Raw genomic sequence first — 18,410 nt, 5'->3', positions numbered from 1 at the left:
ATGCGCTCAAGACCCCAGGTGTTCGCGGTGCTGCGCCTGGTCCAGGCCCTGCAACTCGCTGGCCTCGTCCACCCGCAAACCCACCATGAAGTGGGTGAACTTCAGCACCAGCCAGGTGCCCAGGGCGCTGTACGCCGCGACCGCCACCGCGCCCAGGGCCTGCACCACCCATTGGCCGGACACCCCACCGATCAGCGGCTGGGCCAGCACCCCGGTCAACAGGCTGCCCACCAGGCCACCCACGCCGTGCACCCCAAACACATCCAGCGAGTCGTCGGCCCGCAACCAGCGCTTGAGCCCGGTGGCGCCCCAGTAACAGGCCAGACCCGCGACCGCCCCAATCAGGGCCGCCGATGCCGGACTGACGTAACCGGAGGCCGGCGTCACGGCCACCAGGCCCGCCACCACGCCCGAGCACAGCCCCAGCAGCGAGGGCCGGCGTCGGCGCACCCATTCACCCATCATCCAGGCCAGGGCCCCGGTGGCCGCGGCCAGGTGGGTGCACAGCAGCGCCAGCCCGGCCCGGCCGTCTGCCGCCACGGCCGAGCCCGCATTGAAACCAAACCAGCCCACCCACAGCAAGCCGGTGCCCGCCATGGTCAGGCCCAGGTTGTAGGGCTCGAAGGGCTCGCGCCCGTACCCCCGGCGCGGGCCCAGCACATAGGCACAGACCAGCCCGGCCACCCCGGCGTTGATGTGCACCACGGCGCCCCCGGCAAAGTCCAGCGCCCCCAACCGGGCCAGCCAGCCACCGGGCTCCCACACCCAATGGGCCACCGGCGCGTAGACCACCAGCGACCAGGTGCCGGTGAACCACAGCAGGGCCGAGAACCGCATGCGCTCGACCAAGGCACCGACCACCAGGGCCGGCGTGATGATGGCAAAGGTCAGCTGGAACATCGCGTAGACCGACTCGGGCACATTCGGCGCCACATGGCTGACCGCCACCTGGGCGCTGCCTTTGAGGTAGTCCATGCCCGCAAAGCCGGCCCGACTCCAGGAGCCCAACCAGGCATTGCCCGGCGTGAACGCCAGCGAATAGCCCACCGCGAACCACAGCAGGCTGACCAGCGCGGCCACGGCCACCAGGCTGGCCAGGGTGTTGATGACGTTTTGACGGCGCACCATGCCGGCATAGAACAGCGCCAGCCCGGGCAAGGTCATCATCAGCACCAAAGCGGTGGCGCTGAGCATCCAGGCCGTGTCGGCGGCCTGCAACGAGGCCTCGGGCACCAGGCCCGGCTCGGTCATGGGGGTGGCGGCCTGGGCCGCCCAAGGCCCGAGCGCCAGCACGGCCCCGCACATCAGCCCTTTGAGCCGGCTCAATCGCATGGTGTCTCCATCAGCATCAGTCATGCCCCACTGGTGCAGGACTCATGCCAGGGCGGCTGACGCAGCGCCAGGGGCGACTTGAGGGGGAGGGAAACTCCCTATGCACCGAAATGATCCCCCGCGTTACATTTCATGCACTCGCAACGGGCCTCAGCTGCCCGGCAGGGCGGGGGATCGAGGAGACAAATCACTCAGAATCAGAATGATTTATGGACGGTGCTCAAAGAAGCTGCCGCTACCTGACAAAGGCGCCCATTTGGGCGCCTTTTTTCTTTTTGAGGCCGCCATCCCGGTGCGTGCACCACCTCGGGGCAACGGCTCCCGGCCGGATGCGACAATCCCGGGATGGACTTTCTGCTGGTTTCCTTCGCCTCGCTGCTGGCTGGCTTCATTGATTCGATCGTCGGTGGCGGTGGCCTGGTGCTGGTACCGGCCTTGTTCGCCACCTTCCCCACCACCCACCCGGCCACCCTGTTCGGGGTCAACAAGAGCGCCTCCATCTGGGGCACGGCCATGGCCACCTGGCAATACCAACGCCGGGTGAGCCTGCGCTGGGGCACCTTGCTGCCTGCGGCGGCGGCGGGTTTCATCGGGGCCGGTTCGGGGGCCTGGGCGGTGACGGTGATCTCGCCCAACTTCCTGCGCCAACTGCTGCCGCTGGTGCTGCTCGGGGTGCTGGTCTACACGCTGGCCAAAAAAGAACTGGGGCAGCTGCACCAGCCGCGCTTCCAGGGGCGCGCCGAAGTGCTGGCGGCCAGTGCGGTGGGCCTGGGCATTGGCTTTTACGACGGCTTCTTCGGGCCTGGCACAGGCAGCTTTTTTGTCTTCTTGCTGGTGCGCTGGCTGGGCTATGACTTCCTCAACGCCTCGGCCTCGGCCAAGCTGCTGAACACCGCGACCAACCTCGCCGCCCTGATTTTGTTCACCCTCAAGGGCCACGTCTGGTGGCACTTTGCACTGCCCCTGGCGGTGGCCAATGTGGTGGGCAGCGTGCTGGGCACGCGCATGGCGCTCAAGCATGGTGCGGGCTTCGTGCGCTGGGTGTTCATTGCCGTGGTCTCGACCCTGATCCTGAAGACCAGCTACGACGCCTTCCTGCGCTGAGGCCTGCGCCACGCGCCACGGCAGCCCGCCCTCGATGGCGCTGCGGCGCGCGGGCGCCACGCGGGCGGGCGCGTCAGCGCCCGCTGGGCCGGGGTGGCAACTGGCCCTGGGCCAGATCGGGCAGGCCCGGCACCTCGGACACCTTGCGCGGTGTGCCCACCGGCAACTGCGCCTGGCCCACCTGCACCGCGGCCATGTCCTGCTCGCTGGGGTACTGCTGCATCAGCCAGTAGTCAAACACCCGACGCGCGATCGGCGCGGCCGCAGCGCCCCCCCAACCGGCGTTTTCCACCACCATGGCGAGTGCGATCTGCGGCGCCTCGGCGGGGGCAAACGCCATGTAGAGCGCATGGTCGCGGTTGCGCTCCGACATCTTGGAGGCGTCGTATTTCTCGTTTTGCTTGATGGTCACGACCTGCGCCGTGCCGGTCTTGCCGGCGGCCACATAACCCGCGCCGCGGAAGCTGGCGGCGCCCGTGCCCTCGACGTTCACACCGACCAGGGCGTGGTTGATGACGGCGATGTTGCTGGCCTTGGCGATCTGCTCGGCCTTGATCTCGTGCAGGGTGTCACGCGACTCGCGGCTCACCACGTCCACCACCTGGCGCACCAGGTGCGGCTTCATCTTGACGCCGTTGTTGGCCAGCACACCGGTGGCCAGGGCCAGTTGCAGCATGGTGAAGTTGTTGTAGCCCTGGCCGATGCCCAGCGAAATGGTTTCGCCCGAGTACCAGCGCTTTTGTTCAGGGCGCTTGTAGGCGTTGCGCTTCCATTCGGTGGACGGCAGGATGCCGCGCACTTCGCCAAAGATGTCGATGCCGGTCAGTGCCCCGAAGCCGAACTTCTGCAACTCGTCGTGGATCAGGTCCACGCCCATGTCGTTGGCCAACATGTAGTAGTAGGTGTCGCAGGACTGGACGATGGACTTGTACATGTCCACCGTGCCGTGGCCGCCTTCCTTGTCGTCACGGAAGCGGTGGTTGCCGAACATGAAATAGCCCGGGTCCTGGATCGACTGCTGCGGCGTGCGCTTCCCGGTCTCCAGCGCGGCCAGCGCCATGAAGGGCTTGTAGGTCGAACCCGGCGGGTAGGTGCCGCGCAAGGCCCGGTTCAGCAGCGGCTTGTCGGGCGACTCGTTGAGGGCCTGCCAGTTCTCCTGGTCGATGCCGTCCACAAACAGGTTGGGGTCGAAGGTGGGCTTGCTGACAAAGGCCAGCACCTCGCCGGTCTTCGGGTCCAGGGCCACCAGGGCGCCGCGGCGGTCACCAAACAGGTCCTCGACCAGCTTCTGCAACTTGATGTCGATCGACAGCATCACCGTGTTGCCCGGGGTGGCCGGGTGGCTGGCCAGGCGGCGCACCGCGCGCCCACCGGCCGAGGTTTCCATCTGCTCGACCCCGGTGATGCCATGCAACTGGCGCTCGAAGCTCTGCTCCACCCCCAGCTTGCCGATGTACTCGGTGCCACGGTAGTTGGCTTCGTCCTCGGAGCCCTGGATGTCTTCTTTTTCTTTTTGGTTGATGCGGCCGATGTAGCCGATCACATGGCTGGCCAAGGGCCCGAAGGGGTAGTTGCGGAACAGGCGGGCCTTGATCTCGACCCCCGGGAAGCGAAAACGCTGGGCCGCAAAGCGCGCCACTTCCTCGTCGGACAGGCGGGTGCGGATGGGCAGCGACTCGAAGCTTTTGGACTCATCAACCAGCTTTTTGAAGCGGCGGCGGTCACGCGGCTGGATGTCGACCACGGTGGCCAGGCCGTCGATCACCTCGTCGAGTGGGCCGGCCTTGGACGGCGTGATCTCCAGCGTGTAGGCCGAGTAGTTGGTGGCCAGCACCACCCCGTTGCGGTCCACGATCAGGCCGCGGTTGGGCACGATCGGCACCACCGCCGTGCGGTTGTTCTCCGCCTGCTCGGCCAGGTCCTCGTGGCGCACCACCTGCAGGTAAACCAGGCGCGAGGCCAGCAGCACAAAGCACAGCAGCACCAGCACCCCCGCGGCCACCACCCGCCCGCGGAAACGCCACAGGTCCGCCTCGATGTTGCGCAGTTCGGTCATAGCGGCCGGTTTTCATCCCGATCGGGCGGGCGCCGCTGCGGGGCCAGCAAGACCCAGGACACCAGCGGCCACAGCGCCACCTCCAGCCCCGCGGCCAGCAGGAACCAGAAACCCGGGAAGATGCCCCCCAGGGCCACCCGCAGCAGCACCTCGATCACCTGCGCGGCCACAAACAAGGGCAACACCTGCAGGGTCTGCGACGGCACGCTGAACCACAGCAGGCGGCGCTGCATCAGCAAGAACAAGAAGGACAAGGCGCAGTAGGCCAAGGCGTGTTGACCGAGCAGGGCCGACTGGTGCACGTCCATGATCAGGCCGAACACAAAGGCGGCGCCAATGCCGACACGGGCCGGCTGGTGCACCGACCAGAACATCAACAGCACCAGCAGCACATCGGGCATGCCGGGCATGCGCCCCAGGGGCAGCATGTTGAACATCAGGGCCACCAACAGCGAGCCCCAGATGAACAGCGGGTTGGCAGGCAGCAGCAGCTGCTGCCCGCTGGCTTTGCCAATCATTTGCGACCTCCCTTGCGGCCAGCGCTCACCGGTTCAGGCTGGGGGCGCGGCGGCACCTGCCCGCCCAGGGGCTTGAGCACCATCACGTGGCGCGAGGCCGACACCATGCCCAAGGGCACGCAGTGGATGCGCGCAAAGGCCGAGTCGGCCCGCCGCTCCACCTTGTCGACCCGGGCCACGGGCAGGCCCGGCGGGTAGACGCCGTCCACCCCGCTGGTGGACAGCAGGTCGCCCTCTTGCACGTCCGCGTTGGCGGGCATGTAGCGCAGCTCCAGCCCACCGCCCCCCGCCAGCGGGTCGCCGTAGGCCACGCTGCGCGCGCCGGTGCGGGTGTTGAGCACGGGGATGGCGAAGTCGCGGTCGATCACCAGCGTGACTTCGGACAGCAGGGGTTCGACACGGGTCACCTGACCCAGCACGCCCGCCTCGTCGATCACCGGCGAACCCAGGGCCACGTCTTTCAACTGGCCACGGTCAATGATGATGCGGCGGGTGTAGGGGTCGGGGGCGTCGTACAGGACCTCGGCCGCCAGGCCTTCGGCCTTGAAACGCTCACTGAGCGACAGCAGCGCCCGCAAGCGGGCGTTCTCCAGCAGCAGTTGCTCGACCTGGTTGGCGCGCTGCGACTGCTGCGCCAGGGCCTGACGGGCTTGCTGCTCGATCTGTTGCGCGGTGTGCAGGGACTCGAAGTACTCACCCGCATCGCGCGCCGCCCGCACCGGTTGCAACACCACCCACTGCAGCGGGTACAGGGCCGTGTCGACCAGGGCACGCAGCGGCTGGGTGATGTGGAAGCGCACATCGGCCACCATCAGGAACAGGGACAAGGCGCTGAAAAACAGCAGCCGGGACAAGGCCGACGGCCCCTGCCTGAAAAACGGGGGTGGGTTGCGATCCAGGGTTCCCAGAGGCATGTGGAGCTTGAACCAGGTTCACCAGAATTGAAAAAAGCCGGCTGACGTCAGGCCCAGCCGGCTCACGGAATCAAGCCGCCCTTACTCGCTGGTGAAGATGCTGCCCTGGCGGTCCATGCGCTCCAGCGCAATGCCACAGCCACGCACCACACAGGTCAGCGGGTCTTCGGCGACCAGCACCGGCAGACCGGTTTCTTCGGCCAGCAGGCGGTCCAGGTCGCGCAGCAGCGCGCCGCCACCGGTCAGCATCATGCCGCGGTCGGCGATGTCAGCGCCCAGTTCCGGCGGGGTTTGTTCCAGCGCGTTCTTGACCGCCGAGACGATCTGGTTGAGCGGATCGGTCAGGGCCTCCAGCACTTCGTTGCTGGAGATGGTGAAGCTGCGCGGCACGCCTTCGCTGAGGTTGCGGCCCTTGACTTCCATCTCGCGCACTTCGGAGCCCGGGAAGGCCGAACCGATCTGCTTCTTGATGGCTTCAGCGGTGGGCTCACCGATCAGCATGCCGTAGTTGCGGCGGATGTAGTTGATGATGGCTTCGTCAAACTTGTCGCCGCCCACGCGGACCGAGCCCTTGTAGACCATGCCGCCCAGCGAGATCACGCCCACTTCGGTGGTGCCACCACCGATGTCGACAACCATCGAGCCGCTGGCCTCGGACACCGGCAGGCCGGCGCCAATGCCGGCGGCCATCGGTTCTTCGATCAGGTAGACCGCGGTGGCGCCCGCCGCCTCGGCGGCGTCCTTGATGGCGCGACGCTCAACCTGGGTCGAACCGCAGGGCACGCAGATGATGATGCGCGGGCTCGGGCTCAGCAGGGTGCGCGGGTGCACCATCTTGATGAACTGCTTGATCATCTGCTCGGTGATCACGAAGTCGGCAATCACGCCGTCCTTCATCGGGCGGATGGCCTCGATGTTGCCAGGCACCTTGCCCAGCATGGCCTTGGCTTCACGCCCCACGGCCTGGATCACTTTTTTGCCGTGCGGACCTCCTTCGTGGCGGATCGCGACCACAGACGGTTCGTCCAGGACGATGCCCTTGTCACGGGCAAAAATCAGGGTGTTGGCGGTGCCAAGATCGATGGCAAGGTCGGTGGAGAAGTACCGACGGAAGGCTCCAAACATTCAAATTCCTCTCAGGCACGGCCTGCGCTTCGGCCCGCCGTCGCCTTTAAATTCCGGGTCTATTACAGGGTCTGTTACGGGGTCAAAATTGGCCCTTTTTGACTCAATTGCCCGCACATGAGGGGGCAACGCGACAAAGACGGGATAATACCCGATCCCCTGTGAATAACTCTTCCCGGCCCTTCGGGAAGGCAGCTTTATCTGCGCTTTACCGCGCCCAAATTTATGGCCCTCACCCCTCAGGACATCGGCCGGATCGCCAATCTGGCCCGGCTGGAACTCCAGCCCGCCGAAAGTGAGCGAATGCTCACTCAGCTGAATGGCTTCTTTGACATCGTCGAGAAAATGCGCGCCGTGGACACCACCGGTCTGGAGCCCCTGGCCCACCCCGTGGCCATCATCCAGGACGTGGCGCTGCGCCTGCGCGACGACATCGCCAGCGAGCCCAACCAACGCGAAGCCAACCAGCAAAGCGCCCCTGCCGTCGAGCGGGGCCTGTTCCTGGTGCCCAAGGTGATCGAGTAAGGACCGCCCCGCATGACGACCCCCGCCTCCACCGAACTGCACGACCTGAGCGTGGCCGAACTGGCCCGCCAACTGCGCGAACGCCAGGTCTCCGCCGTTGAAGCCGCCACCCATTTTCTGGGCCGCATCCAGGCCGCGCCCCAATTGGGCGCCTTTGTGGCCCTCAATGAAGAGGCCACCCTGGCCCAGGCGCGTGCCGCCGACGAACGCCTCAGCCGCGGCGAAGCCCTGGCTTTGGACGGTGTGCCGATCGCACACAAAGATATCTTTGTTACAAAAAACTTTGCCAGCACCGCCGGTTCCAAGATGCTGGATGGCTACCGCTCGCCTTTTGACGCCACCGTGGTGACGCAATTGGCCCAAGCCGGCGCCGTGACCCTGGGCAAGCTCAACTGCGACGAATTCGCCATGGGCTCGGCCAACGAGAACTCGGCCGTGGCGCCGCTGGGCTTTGACTCACCGGCGCCGGTGCGCAACCCCTGGGACCTGGACCGCGTGCCCGGCGGCTCCTCGGGCGGCAGCGCCGCCGCCGTGGCCGCCCGCCTGGCCCCGGCCGTGACCGGCACCGACACCGGCGGCTCAATCCGCCAGCCCGCCAGCTTCTGCGGCATCACCGGCATCAAGCCAACCTACGGCCGCGCCTCGCGCTACGGCATGATCGCCTTCGCCTCCAGCCTGGACCAGGCCGGCCCGATGGCGCGCAGCGCCGAAGACTGCGCCCTGCTGCTGTCGGCCATGTGCGGCCCCGACCCAGACCGTGACTCGACCTCGCTGGACCTGCCCGCCGAGAACTTTGCGCGCAGCCTGAACGACTCGATCGACGGCCTGCGCATTGGCGTCCCGGCCGAGTTCTTTGGCGACGGCCTGGCCCCCGACGTGCGCGCCGCCGTCGACGCCGCGCTGAAAGAATACGAAAAGCTCGGCGCCAAGCTGGTGCCCATCGCCCTGCCGCGCACCGAGCTGTCGATCCCGGTCTACTACATCATTGCCCCGGCCGAGGCCAGCTCCAACCTGAGCCGCTTTGACGGCGTCAAGTTCGGCCACCGCGCCAAGGACTACGGCGACCTGACCGACATGTACAAGAAGACCCGCGCCGAGGGCTTTGGCGACGAGGTCAAGCGCCGCATCATGATCGGCGCCTACGTGCTGTCGCATGGCTATTACGACGCCTACTACCTGCAGGCGCAAAAGATCCGCCGCATGATCGCCGACGACTTCCAGCAAGCCTTCCAGCACTGCGATGTGATCGCCGGCCCGGTGGCCCCGACCGTGGCCTGGAAGCTGGGTGAGAAGTCCGCCGACCCGGTGGCCAACTACCTGGCCGACATCTTCACCCTGCCCGGCTCGCTGGCCGGCCTGCCCGGCATGAGCCTGCCCGCCGGCTTTGGCGCCGGCGGGATGCCCGTGGGCCTGCAGCTGATCGGCAACTACTTCAGCGAGGCCAAGCTGCTGAACGCGGCCCACCGCTTCCAGCAAGCCACCGACTTCCACCTCCGTCGTCCGGAGGGCATCTGACCATGAGCAAGAACAAACTCGTGCAAGGCTACGAAGTCGTGATCGGCTTCGAGACCCACGCCCAGCTCTCGACCCAGAGCAAGATCTTCAGCCGCGCCCCCACCGCGTTCGGCGCCGAACCCAACACCCAGGCCTGCGCCGTGGACCTGGCCCTGCCGGGCACGCTGCCGGTGATGAACAAGGGCGCGGTCGAACGCGCCATCGAGTTCGGCCTGGCGATCGGTTCGCACATCTCGCCGCGCAGCATCTTTGCGCGCAAGAACTACTTCTACCCCGACCTGCCCAAGGGCTACCAGATCAGCCAGTTCGAGATCCCGGTGGTCGTCGGCGGCCAGGTGGAGTTCTTCCTCGGCGACGAGAAGAAGACCGTGCGCCTGGTGCGCGCCCACCTCGAAGAAGACGCCGGCAAGTCGCTGCACGAAGACTTCATCGGCCAGTCGGGCATCGACCTGAACCGCGCCGGCACGCCGCTGCTGGAGATCGTCACCGAGCCCGACATCCGCTCCAGCGAAGAAGCCGTGGCCTACGCCAAAGAGCTGCACAAGATCGTCACCTGGATCGGCATCTGCGACGGCAACATGCAGGAAGGCAGCTTCCGCTGCGACGCCAACGTGTCGGTGCGCCGCCCGGGCGAGCCGCTGGGCACGCGCCGCGAGATCAAGAACCTGAACAGCTTCAAGTTCATGCAGCAGGCCATCGACTACGAAGTGCGCTGGCAGATCGAGCAGATCGAGGACGGCCACGCGATCCAGCAGGCCACCGTGCTGTTCGACCCCGACACCGGCGAGACCCGCGCCATGCGCACCAAGGAAGACGCGGCCGATTACCGCTACTTCCCCGACCCCGACCTGCCGCCGCTGGTGATTGCCGACGAGTGGGTGCAGCGCGTCAAGGCCGCGATGACCGAACTGCCGCGCACCATGGCTGCGCGCTTTGTGGCCGACTACGGCCTGCCCGAGTACGACGCCACCACGCTGACCCAAAGCAAGGCCATGGCGGCCTACTTTGAAGCCGCGGCCAAGGCCTGTGGCCAGGCCAAGCTGGTCAGCAACTGGGTCATGGGCGAGCTGTCGCGCCGCCTCAACAGCGGCGAAGTCAGCATCGAATCCGCCCCGGTCAGCGCCGCCCAACTGGCGGCCCTGATCACACGCATTGCCGACGGCACCATCTCCAACAACGCCGCCAAGCAGGTGTTTGAGGCGCTGTGGTCCGGCGAAGCCAGCGATGTGGACGCGGTCATCGAAGCCAAGGGCCTCAAGCAGATGAACGACAGCGGCGCGCTGGAGAAAATCATCGACGAGGTGATCGCCGCCAACGCCGACAACGTGGCCCAGTACAAGGCCGGCAAGGAGAAAGCCTTCAACGCCCTGGTCGGCCAGATCATGAAGGCCAGCAAGGGCAAGGCCAACCCGGGCCAGGTCAACGAACTGCTGAAGCAAAAGCTGGCCTGAAGCCGACCCCGAAGCCGGCCGTGCACCCCCGCCCAGCCGCCGCCGCTGCAGACCCTCAGCGGCGGCTTTTTTTCGCCTGGGTGGAGCTGGAGCGTTGGGGCGCCAGGGCGTTGGGGCAGCCCCCCCGGCGCGGGCCGCCACGAAGCGGTGACGCCGAGCCGGACGCCCGCCCACCCGCTGGGGGCTTGGCTGTCGAGCCGCGGGCGTCAGCAGCAGGGCCTCAGCGGGTGCCTGGGCCCCAGATCTGCTGCAAGCGCTTGAGCTCCTGGTCAAAGCGCTGGTTGATGCGGTCTTTCTCGCGCGCCTGGTCGGCAATGAAGCGGTTCTGGGCCTCTTCGGCCTGCTGGTTGTCCTGCAGTTTCTGGCGCAGCGCGGGCGGCGCCTTGCTCGGGTCTTTGCGGTAAAACTCGAACTCGGCCAGGATGGACTTGCGTTGCTCGCGCAGGTCGTCGATGCGCTTTTGGGCAATTTTCACCACCGCGTCGACTTGCTTGAGGGCCTCGACGCGCTCGCCGTCGTGGGCCGCCTGGCTGGGGTAGCGGGCGGCCAGCGCGCGTTCTCGGCGCCGGTCCTCGTTCAGGCGGGCCTGCTCTTCGTCCTGCAGGCGCTGGCGTTCCTCGGCGGCGGCGCGCTCCTGCGCTGTGGGGGCCGGGGCCAGCTTGCGCTTGACCGTGCCGCTGGGGTTGAGCTCGCGCTGCTCACGGTCCAGGCATTCAGGGATGGGGCGGTCCGAGGTGATGCGCCGGCCCGAGGCGTCGACACAGGTGAAGATGCCCTGCGCGGCCAGTCCGGCGTGCAGGCCCACGCCCAACCAGCAAACCAGTCCAACGCGTGCCCCACCCCATTTAGTCACTTTTATCCTTCATCGACTCCATAGCGCTCGCGGTAAGCCAGCACCCGGGCGTGATCGGCGGCCAAAGCGCCGTCACCCCTTGCTTTCAGATACTGTAGCAAGTCTGCCAGTTTGGCGATGGCACAGACCTGCAAACCCAGCTGCTGGCGGACATATTGCACAGCGCTGTGGTTCACGTCTTGGCCGTTTTCGGTCGCCTTCTCTTGGCGGTCCAGCGCCAACGCCACGGCGTGCGGGGTGGCCCCGGCGGCGCGGATGATGGCAATCGACTCGCGGGCCGCGGTGCCGGCAGACATCACATCGTCCACGATCAGCACCCGGCCCTGCAACAGCGCACCGACCAGGGTGCCGCCCTCGCCATGATCCTTGGCTTCCTTGCGGTTGTAGGCAAAAGGCACGTTGCGCCCCAGGCGGGCCAGCTCGATCGCCACCGCGGCCGCGAGCGGGATGCCCTTGTAGGCGGGGCCAAAAATCATGTCGAACTCGATGCCGCTCGCCAGCAGGCGTTTTGCATAGAATTCGGCCAGTTTGCCCAGCTTGGCGCCGTCGTCAAACAGACCGGCATTGAAAAAATAGGGGCTCAGTCGACCCGCCTTGGTCTTGAATTCGCCAAAGCGCAAGACGCCCGAATCCACCGAAAACCGCACAAATTCCTGTGCCAGCGTGTCTTGTCCGGCTGCTGCTCCAGACCCTTGCGCGCTCTCAACCACCATGGGGAAATCCTTGTTCAAGTTAACCAGCCTCAACCTCAACGGCATCCGCTCTGCCGCCACCAAGGGCGTCGAAGCCTGGATTGCGGCCACACAGCCGGATTGTATTTGTGTGCAGGAAATCAAGGCCCAGGCGCCCGACATGGCGGGCCGCTTCGAAACCCTGGCCGGCTTGACCGGGCACTTCCAGTTTGCCGAGAAAAAAGGCTACTCGGGCGTGGGCATCTACACCCGCCACGAGCCCAGCGACGTGGTGATCGGGTTGGGCGCCTCCGAGTTCGACGCCGAGGGCCGCTACGTCGAGCTGCGCTTTGACACCCCGAGCCAGAAGCGCTCCATCATCAGCAGCTACTTCCCCAGTGGCTCGTCGGGCGAAGACCGGCAGCAGGCCAAGTTCCGCTTCCTGGCGCTGATGCACCCGCACCTGATGGCCCTCAAATCGCAGCGCGACTTCATCCTCTGCGGCGACATCAACATCGCGCACAAAGAGGCCGATCTGAAGAACTGGAAGGGCAACCTCAAGAACAGCGGCTTCCTGCCCGAAGAACGCGCCTGGATGACCCAGCTGCTGTCCGACAACGCGGCGGTCGGCGGCTTGGTCGACGTGTACCGGCGCCTGCAACCCGACACCACCGACGCTTGCTACACCTGGTGGAGCAACCGCGGCCAGGCCTACGCCAAGAACGTGGGCTGGCGCCTGGACTACCACCTGGCCACCCCCGCGCTGGCCGCCACCGCGCGCAGCGAGGCGATCTACAAGGGCGAGAAGTTCAGCGACCACGCGCCGATCACCATCGAGTACGACCTCAGCCTGTGAGCCCCGCTCCCGGGCCTGTGGGCCCGGCCCTCAGGCACTGGCCAGCAAGCCTTTGGCAATCCGTTTCGACAGCAGGTCCTCAAAGGCGTAAAAGCCGGGCGGCTGCTGGGCCAGTTCTTTGATCGCGAAGGCGGCGCCGGTGCCGAAGGCCTCGCGCCGGATCGAATCGTGGATCAGGCGCACGGTCTGGTGCGGGAAGCCAAAAATCACCTCATGGTGGCCCACGATGCCGCCCAGGCGCAGCGAGGTGATCTTGTCGTCATCCACGTTCAGGCCCTCGGCAATGATGCGGGCCGTGCCCGACACCTCGGGCTTGTCGCGGAAGTGCTGCTCCACGATCTCCACATCGGCCAGGGGCGCGATGCTGCGCAGCAGCTTGGCGGCGGTCAGCAAGAAGTTGATGCCCAGCGTGATGTTGGGCGAGCTCATGACCCGGCAGTCCTGCCCCAGCGCGCGCAACACCTCGCGTTGCGCGTCGCTGTAAGCCGAGATCGCGGTGACCAGCATGGTCTGGCGCTGACGCACCGCGTCGACGTACAGCGCCAGGGTCTCGGCGCGTGAGAAGTCCACCAACACCTGCACCGGGTGCGCGTCCAGCCAGCGGTCCAGGGCTTGGTCCTGCAGACCGACGAAGCGGACCGCGGGCTGCTCGTCCCAACGCGCGTCGGGCGCGGCATGGCGGCGCGCAATCCACTTCAGCTCCAGCTGCGGGTCGCTGGCCAGCACCTGGGCCACCGCCCGACCGGCTTTGCCGAAACCCAACAGGCCCACGGTGATGCGTGACGTGTTCATGGCTTTCCTCCTGTTTGTGGATGATCCTGTGGCAATTATATTTGTACAAATGTATCATCCCCTTCCAGAATCGCCGACAACCCACGCCGCAAGACCCTTTGGCGGCCTTGGAAAGTGCCCCCCATGAGCCTTGCAAAGTCCCTCGCCGCCACCTGGCATGCCGAACTCAGCAACCGCCAGATCTGGCAAACGCGCGCCGTGGTGGTCGCCTTCGGCGCCCTGTCAGGCCTGACCGTGGTCACGCTGACCTGGCTCAGCGAGCAGGCGCTGATGCTGTTCCACCGCGGCCAGGCGGCCTTCACCTACCTGCCCTTGCTGTGGACGCCGCTGCTCACGCTGGCGGTGGTGTGGGCCACAAGGCGCTTTGCGCCGGGTGCAGCGGGTTCGGGCATCCCGCAGGTGATGGCGGCCTTGCACCCGCAGTCGCCGCCCGCCTCGCGTGGCCTGTTCGTGTCCATCCGGCTCACCCTGGCCAAGATGGTGTTGACCGCCACCGGCCTGCTGAGCGGTCTGTCGCTGGGGCGCGAGGGGCCTTCGGTGCAGATCGGGGCCGGGGTGATGCACGCCGCGCGGCGCTTTTTGCCAACGCAGCACAGCGTGTCCGACCAGGGTCTGCTGATCGCGGGTGGCTCGGCCGGCATCGCGGCGGCCTTCAACACGCCCCTGGGCGGCATCATGTTCGCGATCGAAGAGTTGTCCCGGCGCCCCGAGCAGCGCAACAACGGCCTGATCATGGCGGCCATCGTGGTGGCCGGCCTGATGGGGGTGTCGGTGTTTGGCAATGCCACGCATTTCGGGGTCATCCGGGTGCAGGCCCTGTCGTGGTCGCTGCTGGGCCCGGCGCTGCTGGTGGCCGGCATCGCCGGGGTGGCGGGCGGCCTGTTCGCCCGCGTGCTGACGGCCTCGCTGGCCGGGACCTCGGCCGACCGCTTCAGCCAGTGGCGCCGCCGCTACCCGCTGCGCTTTGCGGCCGGCTGTGGCCTGGCCGTGGCGCTGATCGGCCTGGCCAGCCAGGGCAGCACCTTTGGCAGTGGCTATGCCCACACCCGGGGCCTGCTGGACGGCCACGCCGATGCGCTGCCAGGCTACTCGGCGCTCAAATGGCTGGCCACCTGGATCACCGCATGGTCAGGTGTGCCGGGGGGCATCTTTGCGCCTTCGCTGGCGATTGGCGCATCACTGGGCGCCGATGTGGCGGCCTGGACCGGGCAGGCCGATGCGCCGGCCCTGATCGCGCTGGGCATGGCGGGCTTTCTGGCCGCCGTGACCCAGGCGCCCCTGACCTCGTTCATCATCGTCATGGAAATGGTGGACGGCCACAGCCTGGTGCTGAGCCTGATGGCCAGCGCGCTGGTGGCCAGCGCCGTCTCACGCTGGATCTCCAGCCCGCTCTACGCCAGCCTGGCCGAGCTGCAATTGCAACGCCTGCCGGGCGGCGCACCGGCCCCGGACCCCAGCCCGGCGCCAGCCCAACGCGAACGGGCCTGAACGCGGCGGCCTCAGGCGCGCGCGGGGCCTGGGCGCCCGCCGAGCCAGTGGCTCACAGGTGGGCCAACGGGATCGAGCCCGCCGCGTCGTCGGCCTGCAACTGGGCCATCAAGGTGCCCAGGTCCTGGTCCAGCCGCGCCAGGGTGGCGGGGTCCAGCGCGGCCAGGGCCTCGGGCAACACGCCGGCAAAAGGCCCCGGGGCCTTTTGCAGCACCGCCTCACCGGCCGGGGTGAGGCGCAGCCGCACGGCCCGGCGGTCCGGCCCGTCGCGGTGCGTGCCCACCAGGCCCAGTGTGCTCAAGGCCTTGACCAGGTTGCTGGCGGTCGTCTGATGCACATCCATGGCCTGGGCCAGGGCACCGACGCCCAGGTCGGGCTGGGCCTGGATCACGCTCAGCGCCCACAGCTGAGCCCCCCCAATGCCGGCTTGCTTCTCGACCTGCTGAAAATGTGCCTTGACCGCGTTGAAGACCACGCGGAAGCGGCGCAGCACGCGCGCGGCCGCTTCGGGCGAGGCCCCGGCAGGGACGGGCGCGGACGACGGCGGCGGTGAGGGCGCACGGGGCGCACGGGGCAGTTGGGAAGCGGCAGCAGAGCGGGGCATGCCCCCGATGATAGAGACCCCCAACCACTCGCCCAGGGGCACCGGCGCAGGGGCCGCCCTCCCCGACCGCGTGGGCTGCACGCCGCAGCGCCGCAGCGACTGCGGGCCGTTAACATGTCGGGCGATCGGAGGCGTACAAAATGAAACACAACACCGTGCGTTGGGTCGGGGCGGGCCTGACCGTGCTCGGCGCTCTGGCTGGCGGGGCTCGGGCCCAGACCCTGGCCCCCCTCAATGCCGACTGGCTGGACCACCCCTCGAGGCAAGCGCTGAAACAAGCCGCCACGCCCAGTGACGACCCCGCGGGCCGGGGCACCGGCTGGGTGCCGTCACCAATGGACCAGAGCCACATGCGGGGCCAGATCCCGCAGCAGGTGCAACAGCTGCTGCAGACCAAGGCCGCCGGCGCCGACGGCAGCGTGCTCAAGGCCACCTTCCCCAGCAGCTTTGACCTGCGCAGCCTGGGCTGGGTGTCGCCGGTGCGTGACCAAGGCGCCTGCGGTGACTGCTACGCCTTTGCCACCACGGGCTCGCTGGAGTCCACCATGCTGGCCACCCAGGCCGGCAGCTACGACTACTCCGAGAACCACATCAACGTTCGCCACGGCTTTGACTTTCCGGTCTGTGCCGGCGGCAACATGCAGATCACGGCGGCCTACCTGACACGCTGGGGCAACACCGAAGGCTTTGCCGCCGGCCCCGTGTTCGAGTCCGATGACCCCTACACCGCCACCGCGGCCACCTCGGTGGCGGGCCTGTCGCCGCGCCAGCACGTGCAGCAGGTGATGTACCTGCCCGAACGCGCCAGCCCCACCGACAACACCAACTGGAAGTACGCCCTGCAGCAGTACGGCGCGGCCGCCGTGGCCATGTACATCAGCAGCAGCCCGGCCTACTGGAACGCCAGCACCGCCTCGTACTACTACACCGCGGCCAACCCGGCCAGTGCCAACCACGCGGTCACGCTGATTGGCTGGGACGACAACTACCCGGCCAGCCAGTTCAGCACCCGCCCGCCCGGCAATGGGGCCTTTCTGATGAAGAACCAGTACGGCAGCAACTGGGGCAATGGCGGCTACTTCTACATCTCCTACTACGACGCCCGCCTGAGCAACGCCACCGTGTTCAGCCCGGCACAAAGCGTCAACAACTACGGCCGGGCCTACCTGCACGACCCGCTGGGCAGCATCACGGCCATGGGCTACAACGGCTCCACCTCGGCCTATGGCGCCAACGTCTTCACCGCCCAGGCCACCGAAACCATCAGCGCGGTCGGCCTGTACCTGCCCGATGTGAACGGCAGCTACCAGATCGACCTCTACACCGACCTGAGTTCGGGCAGCAACCCGGTCTCGGGCACCCTGCAGACCAGCGCCCGCACCACGGGCTCGTTCCCGTATTCGGGGCTGTACACCGTGACACTGAACAGCCCCGTGCAGGTGAAGGCGGGCAGCCAATTTGCAGTGGTGGCGCGCATCACCAACAGCAGCTCGTTTTACCCCTTGGGCATCGAGAAGCCGTACGCGGGGTATTCGAGCCGCGCCACCGCCAGCAGCGGGCAGAGCTTTGTCAGCTTCAGCGGCAGCAGCTGGACCGACCTGAGCACGTTGAACGGGTATGCCAACACCAACCTGACCCTGCGCGCCTACACCCAGGCGGGCAGCGCCACGGAGGCCGCCAGCTACGCCGGCATCTACCAAAGCACGGCGGACAGCAACAGCTACCTGTCGGTGCACCAGAACGGCAACGGCGTGATCATCGCCAACTTCAACACCATCGGCGCCGTGGGGGCCCGCCAAAGCACGGTGCTGGGCAGCTACCAACCGGCGCGCCAGGACATCTGGGACCTGTACCAGGGCACCCTGTCCGGCAACCAGGCCACGCTGTCGGGCCAGCTGCTGTTTGGCGCCTGCCAGGCCAGCGTCAGCGCGGTCTTCACCAGCACCACGGTGCAACTGAACCTGTCGGGCCTGAGCGCCACCACCTCGGGCCTGTCCCAGGGGGTGAACTGCGGCAGCTCGGCGATCCGGACCAACACCGTCTACAACAAAATCATGTGAGCCCCCCGGCCGACAGGAGCCCGCCATGACCCCGACCTTCTTCCGCCCCCAGCGCCTGATCCCGACCGCCCTGCTGGCCCTTGCGGCCCTGGGCACCCCGGCCAGCTGGGCCCTGGGCAGCTACGACGGCATCTACCAGAGCAGCCTTGAGAGCAACAACTACCTGGCCGTGCACCAGAGCGGCAACACGCTGATCGTGGCCAGTTTCAACACCATCGGTCCGGTGGGCGCCGTCCAGTCCACGGCCGCGGGCATGTACACGCCCGCGCGACAGGACATCTGGGACCTGTACCAGGGCACCCTGTCGGGCTCGCTTGGCAGCCTGAGCGGGCAGCTGCTCTACGGGGCCTGCCAAGCCAACGTCAGCGCCAACTTCGACAGCACCGGCGTGCAGCTAACGCTCAACAGCCTGAGCAGTACCTCCTCGGGTCAGACCCAGGGGATCAGCTGCGGCCTGCTGCCCGCGCGCACCGCCACCAACGTGCGCTTCACCAAAATCTACTGACCGCCCACCGCCTCGCCCGCAGGCTGCAACGCCTGGGGCAG

At 67.3% G+C, this 18,410-nt stretch carries 17 protein-coding genes; 8 read left to right on the top strand and 9 right to left on the bottom strand.

Annotated elements, in window-relative coordinates; genetic code table 11:
• Positions 1-6: 6 nt before the first annotated feature.
• Positions 7-1,332: an ammonium transporter gene (locus tag PSQ40_RS17605; protein ID WP_409338615.1), complete on the bottom strand. Its 1,326-nt coding sequence runs from the start codon at positions 1,330-1,332 to the stop codon at positions 7-9.
• 345 nt (positions 1,333-1,677) lie between these two features.
• Between PSQ40_RS17605 and PSQ40_RS17600 the strand changes: the two genes are divergently transcribed.
• A complete protein-coding gene (locus PSQ40_RS17600) occupies positions 1,678-2,436 on the top strand; it encodes a sulfite exporter TauE/SafE family protein (RefSeq protein WP_273953194.1) in 759 nt (252 codons plus the stop codon).
• Between the two features lie 73 nt (positions 2,437-2,509).
• Here the strand turns inward: PSQ40_RS17600 and mrdA are convergent, their stop codons facing one another.
• The 4 genes from mrdA to PSQ40_RS17580 form a co-directional block, all read right to left on the bottom strand.
• A complete protein-coding gene (mrdA, locus tag PSQ40_RS17595; protein ID WP_273953193.1) occupies positions 2,510-4,492 on the bottom strand; it encodes a penicillin-binding protein 2 in 1,983 nt (660 codons plus the stop codon).
• Positions 4,489-5,010: a rod shape-determining protein MreD gene (gene mreD / locus PSQ40_RS17590; protein WP_273953192.1), complete on the bottom strand. Its 522-nt coding sequence runs from the start codon at positions 5,008-5,010 to the stop codon at positions 4,489-4,491. The genes mrdA and mreD overlap by 4 nt, the downstream gene beginning before the upstream one ends.
• Positions 5,007-5,924, bottom strand: a complete 918-nt coding sequence (mreC, locus tag PSQ40_RS17585) for a rod shape-determining protein MreC (protein WP_273953191.1) — start codon at positions 5,922-5,924, stop codon at positions 5,007-5,009. The genes mreD and mreC overlap by 4 nt, the downstream gene beginning before the upstream one ends.
• An 81-nt stretch (positions 5,925-6,005) precedes the next feature.
• Positions 6,006-7,049 carry a rod shape-determining protein gene (locus tag PSQ40_RS17580; protein WP_273925337.1) on the bottom strand — a complete coding sequence of 348 codons (1,044 nt, stop codon included), beginning with the start codon at positions 7,047-7,049 and terminating at the stop codon, positions 6,006-6,008.
• Between the two features lie 225 nt (positions 7,050-7,274).
• On the opposite strand from PSQ40_RS17580, the gene gatC reads away from it, so the two are divergent.
• From gatC to gatB, 3 genes are read left to right on the top strand one after another with little or no spacing between them, the layout of a single operon-like run.
• On the top strand, positions 7,275-7,574 hold the full coding sequence (gene gatC / locus PSQ40_RS17575) for an Asp-tRNA(Asn)/Glu-tRNA(Gln) amidotransferase subunit GatC (RefSeq protein ID WP_273953190.1): 300 nt from the start codon (positions 7,275-7,277) through the stop codon (positions 7,572-7,574).
• 12 nt (positions 7,575-7,586) lie between these two features.
• A complete protein-coding gene (gatA, locus tag PSQ40_RS17570) occupies positions 7,587-9,089 on the top strand; it encodes an Asp-tRNA(Asn)/Glu-tRNA(Gln) amidotransferase subunit GatA (protein ID WP_273953189.1) in 1,503 nt (500 codons plus the stop codon).
• A gap of 2 nt (positions 9,090-9,091) precedes the next feature.
• A complete protein-coding gene (gene gatB / locus PSQ40_RS17565) occupies positions 9,092-10,540 on the top strand; it encodes an Asp-tRNA(Asn)/Glu-tRNA(Gln) amidotransferase subunit GatB (RefSeq protein ID WP_273953188.1) in 1,449 nt (482 codons plus the stop codon).
• A gap of 220 nt (positions 10,541-10,760) precedes the next feature.
• Here gatB and PSQ40_RS17560 read toward each other — a convergent pair whose 3' ends face one another.
• A complete protein-coding gene (locus tag PSQ40_RS17560) occupies positions 10,761-11,393 on the bottom strand; it encodes a DUF4124 domain-containing protein (protein ID WP_273953187.1) in 633 nt (210 codons plus the stop codon).
• Positions 11,394-11,395: 2 nt separating this feature from the next.
• The gene (pyrE, locus tag PSQ40_RS17555) at positions 11,396-12,106 is read right to left on the bottom strand and encodes an orotate phosphoribosyltransferase (RefSeq protein WP_273953186.1); all 711 of its coding nucleotides are present in this window, start codon (positions 12,104-12,106) and stop codon (positions 11,396-11,398) included.
• Between the two features lie 10 nt (positions 12,107-12,116).
• On the opposite strand from pyrE, the gene PSQ40_RS17550 reads away from it, so the two are divergent.
• Complete coding sequence (locus tag PSQ40_RS17550; protein ID WP_273953185.1) at positions 12,117-12,920, top strand: exodeoxyribonuclease III; 804 nt, start codon at positions 12,117-12,119, stop codon at positions 12,918-12,920.
• A 30-nt stretch (positions 12,921-12,950) separates the two neighbouring features.
• Here the strand turns inward: PSQ40_RS17550 and PSQ40_RS17545 are convergent, their stop codons facing one another.
• Positions 12,951-13,712, bottom strand: coding sequence for a 4-hydroxy-tetrahydrodipicolinate reductase (locus PSQ40_RS17545; protein ID WP_273953184.1), 762 nt, complete (start codon positions 13,710-13,712; stop codon positions 12,951-12,953).
• 123 nt (positions 13,713-13,835) lie between these two features.
• Here PSQ40_RS17545 and PSQ40_RS17540 point away from each other — a divergent pair, with 123 nt between their 5' ends.
• The gene (locus tag PSQ40_RS17540; RefSeq protein WP_273953183.1) at positions 13,836-15,200 is read left to right on the top strand and encodes a chloride channel protein; all 1,365 of its coding nucleotides are present in this window, start codon (positions 13,836-13,838) and stop codon (positions 15,198-15,200) included.
• Positions 15,201-15,252: 52 nt separating this feature from the next.
• Here the strand turns inward: PSQ40_RS17540 and PSQ40_RS17535 are convergent, their stop codons facing one another.
• Positions 15,253-15,804: a MarR family winged helix-turn-helix transcriptional regulator gene (locus PSQ40_RS17535; protein ID WP_273953182.1), complete on the bottom strand. Its 552-nt coding sequence runs from the start codon at positions 15,802-15,804 to the stop codon at positions 15,253-15,255.
• Between the two features lie 140 nt (positions 15,805-15,944).
• Between PSQ40_RS17535 and PSQ40_RS17530 the strand changes: the two genes are divergently transcribed.
• The gene (locus PSQ40_RS17530) at positions 15,945-17,864 is read left to right on the top strand and encodes a C1 family peptidase (protein WP_273953181.1); all 1,920 of its coding nucleotides are present in this window, start codon (positions 15,945-15,947) and stop codon (positions 17,862-17,864) included.
• 25 nt (positions 17,865-17,889) lie between these two features.
• Positions 17,890-18,369, top strand: coding sequence for a hypothetical protein (locus PSQ40_RS17525; RefSeq protein WP_273953180.1), 480 nt, complete (start codon positions 17,890-17,892; stop codon positions 18,367-18,369).
• Positions 18,370-18,410 lie beyond the last annotated feature (41 nt).

It is taken from the genome of Curvibacter cyanobacteriorum, from assembly GCF_028649475.1.
Taxonomy (GTDB): domain Bacteria; phylum Pseudomonadota; class Gammaproteobacteria; order Burkholderiales; family Burkholderiaceae_C; genus Curvibacter; species Curvibacter cyanobacteriorum.
This window is presented reverse-complemented; position numbering and strand designations above follow the sequence as displayed.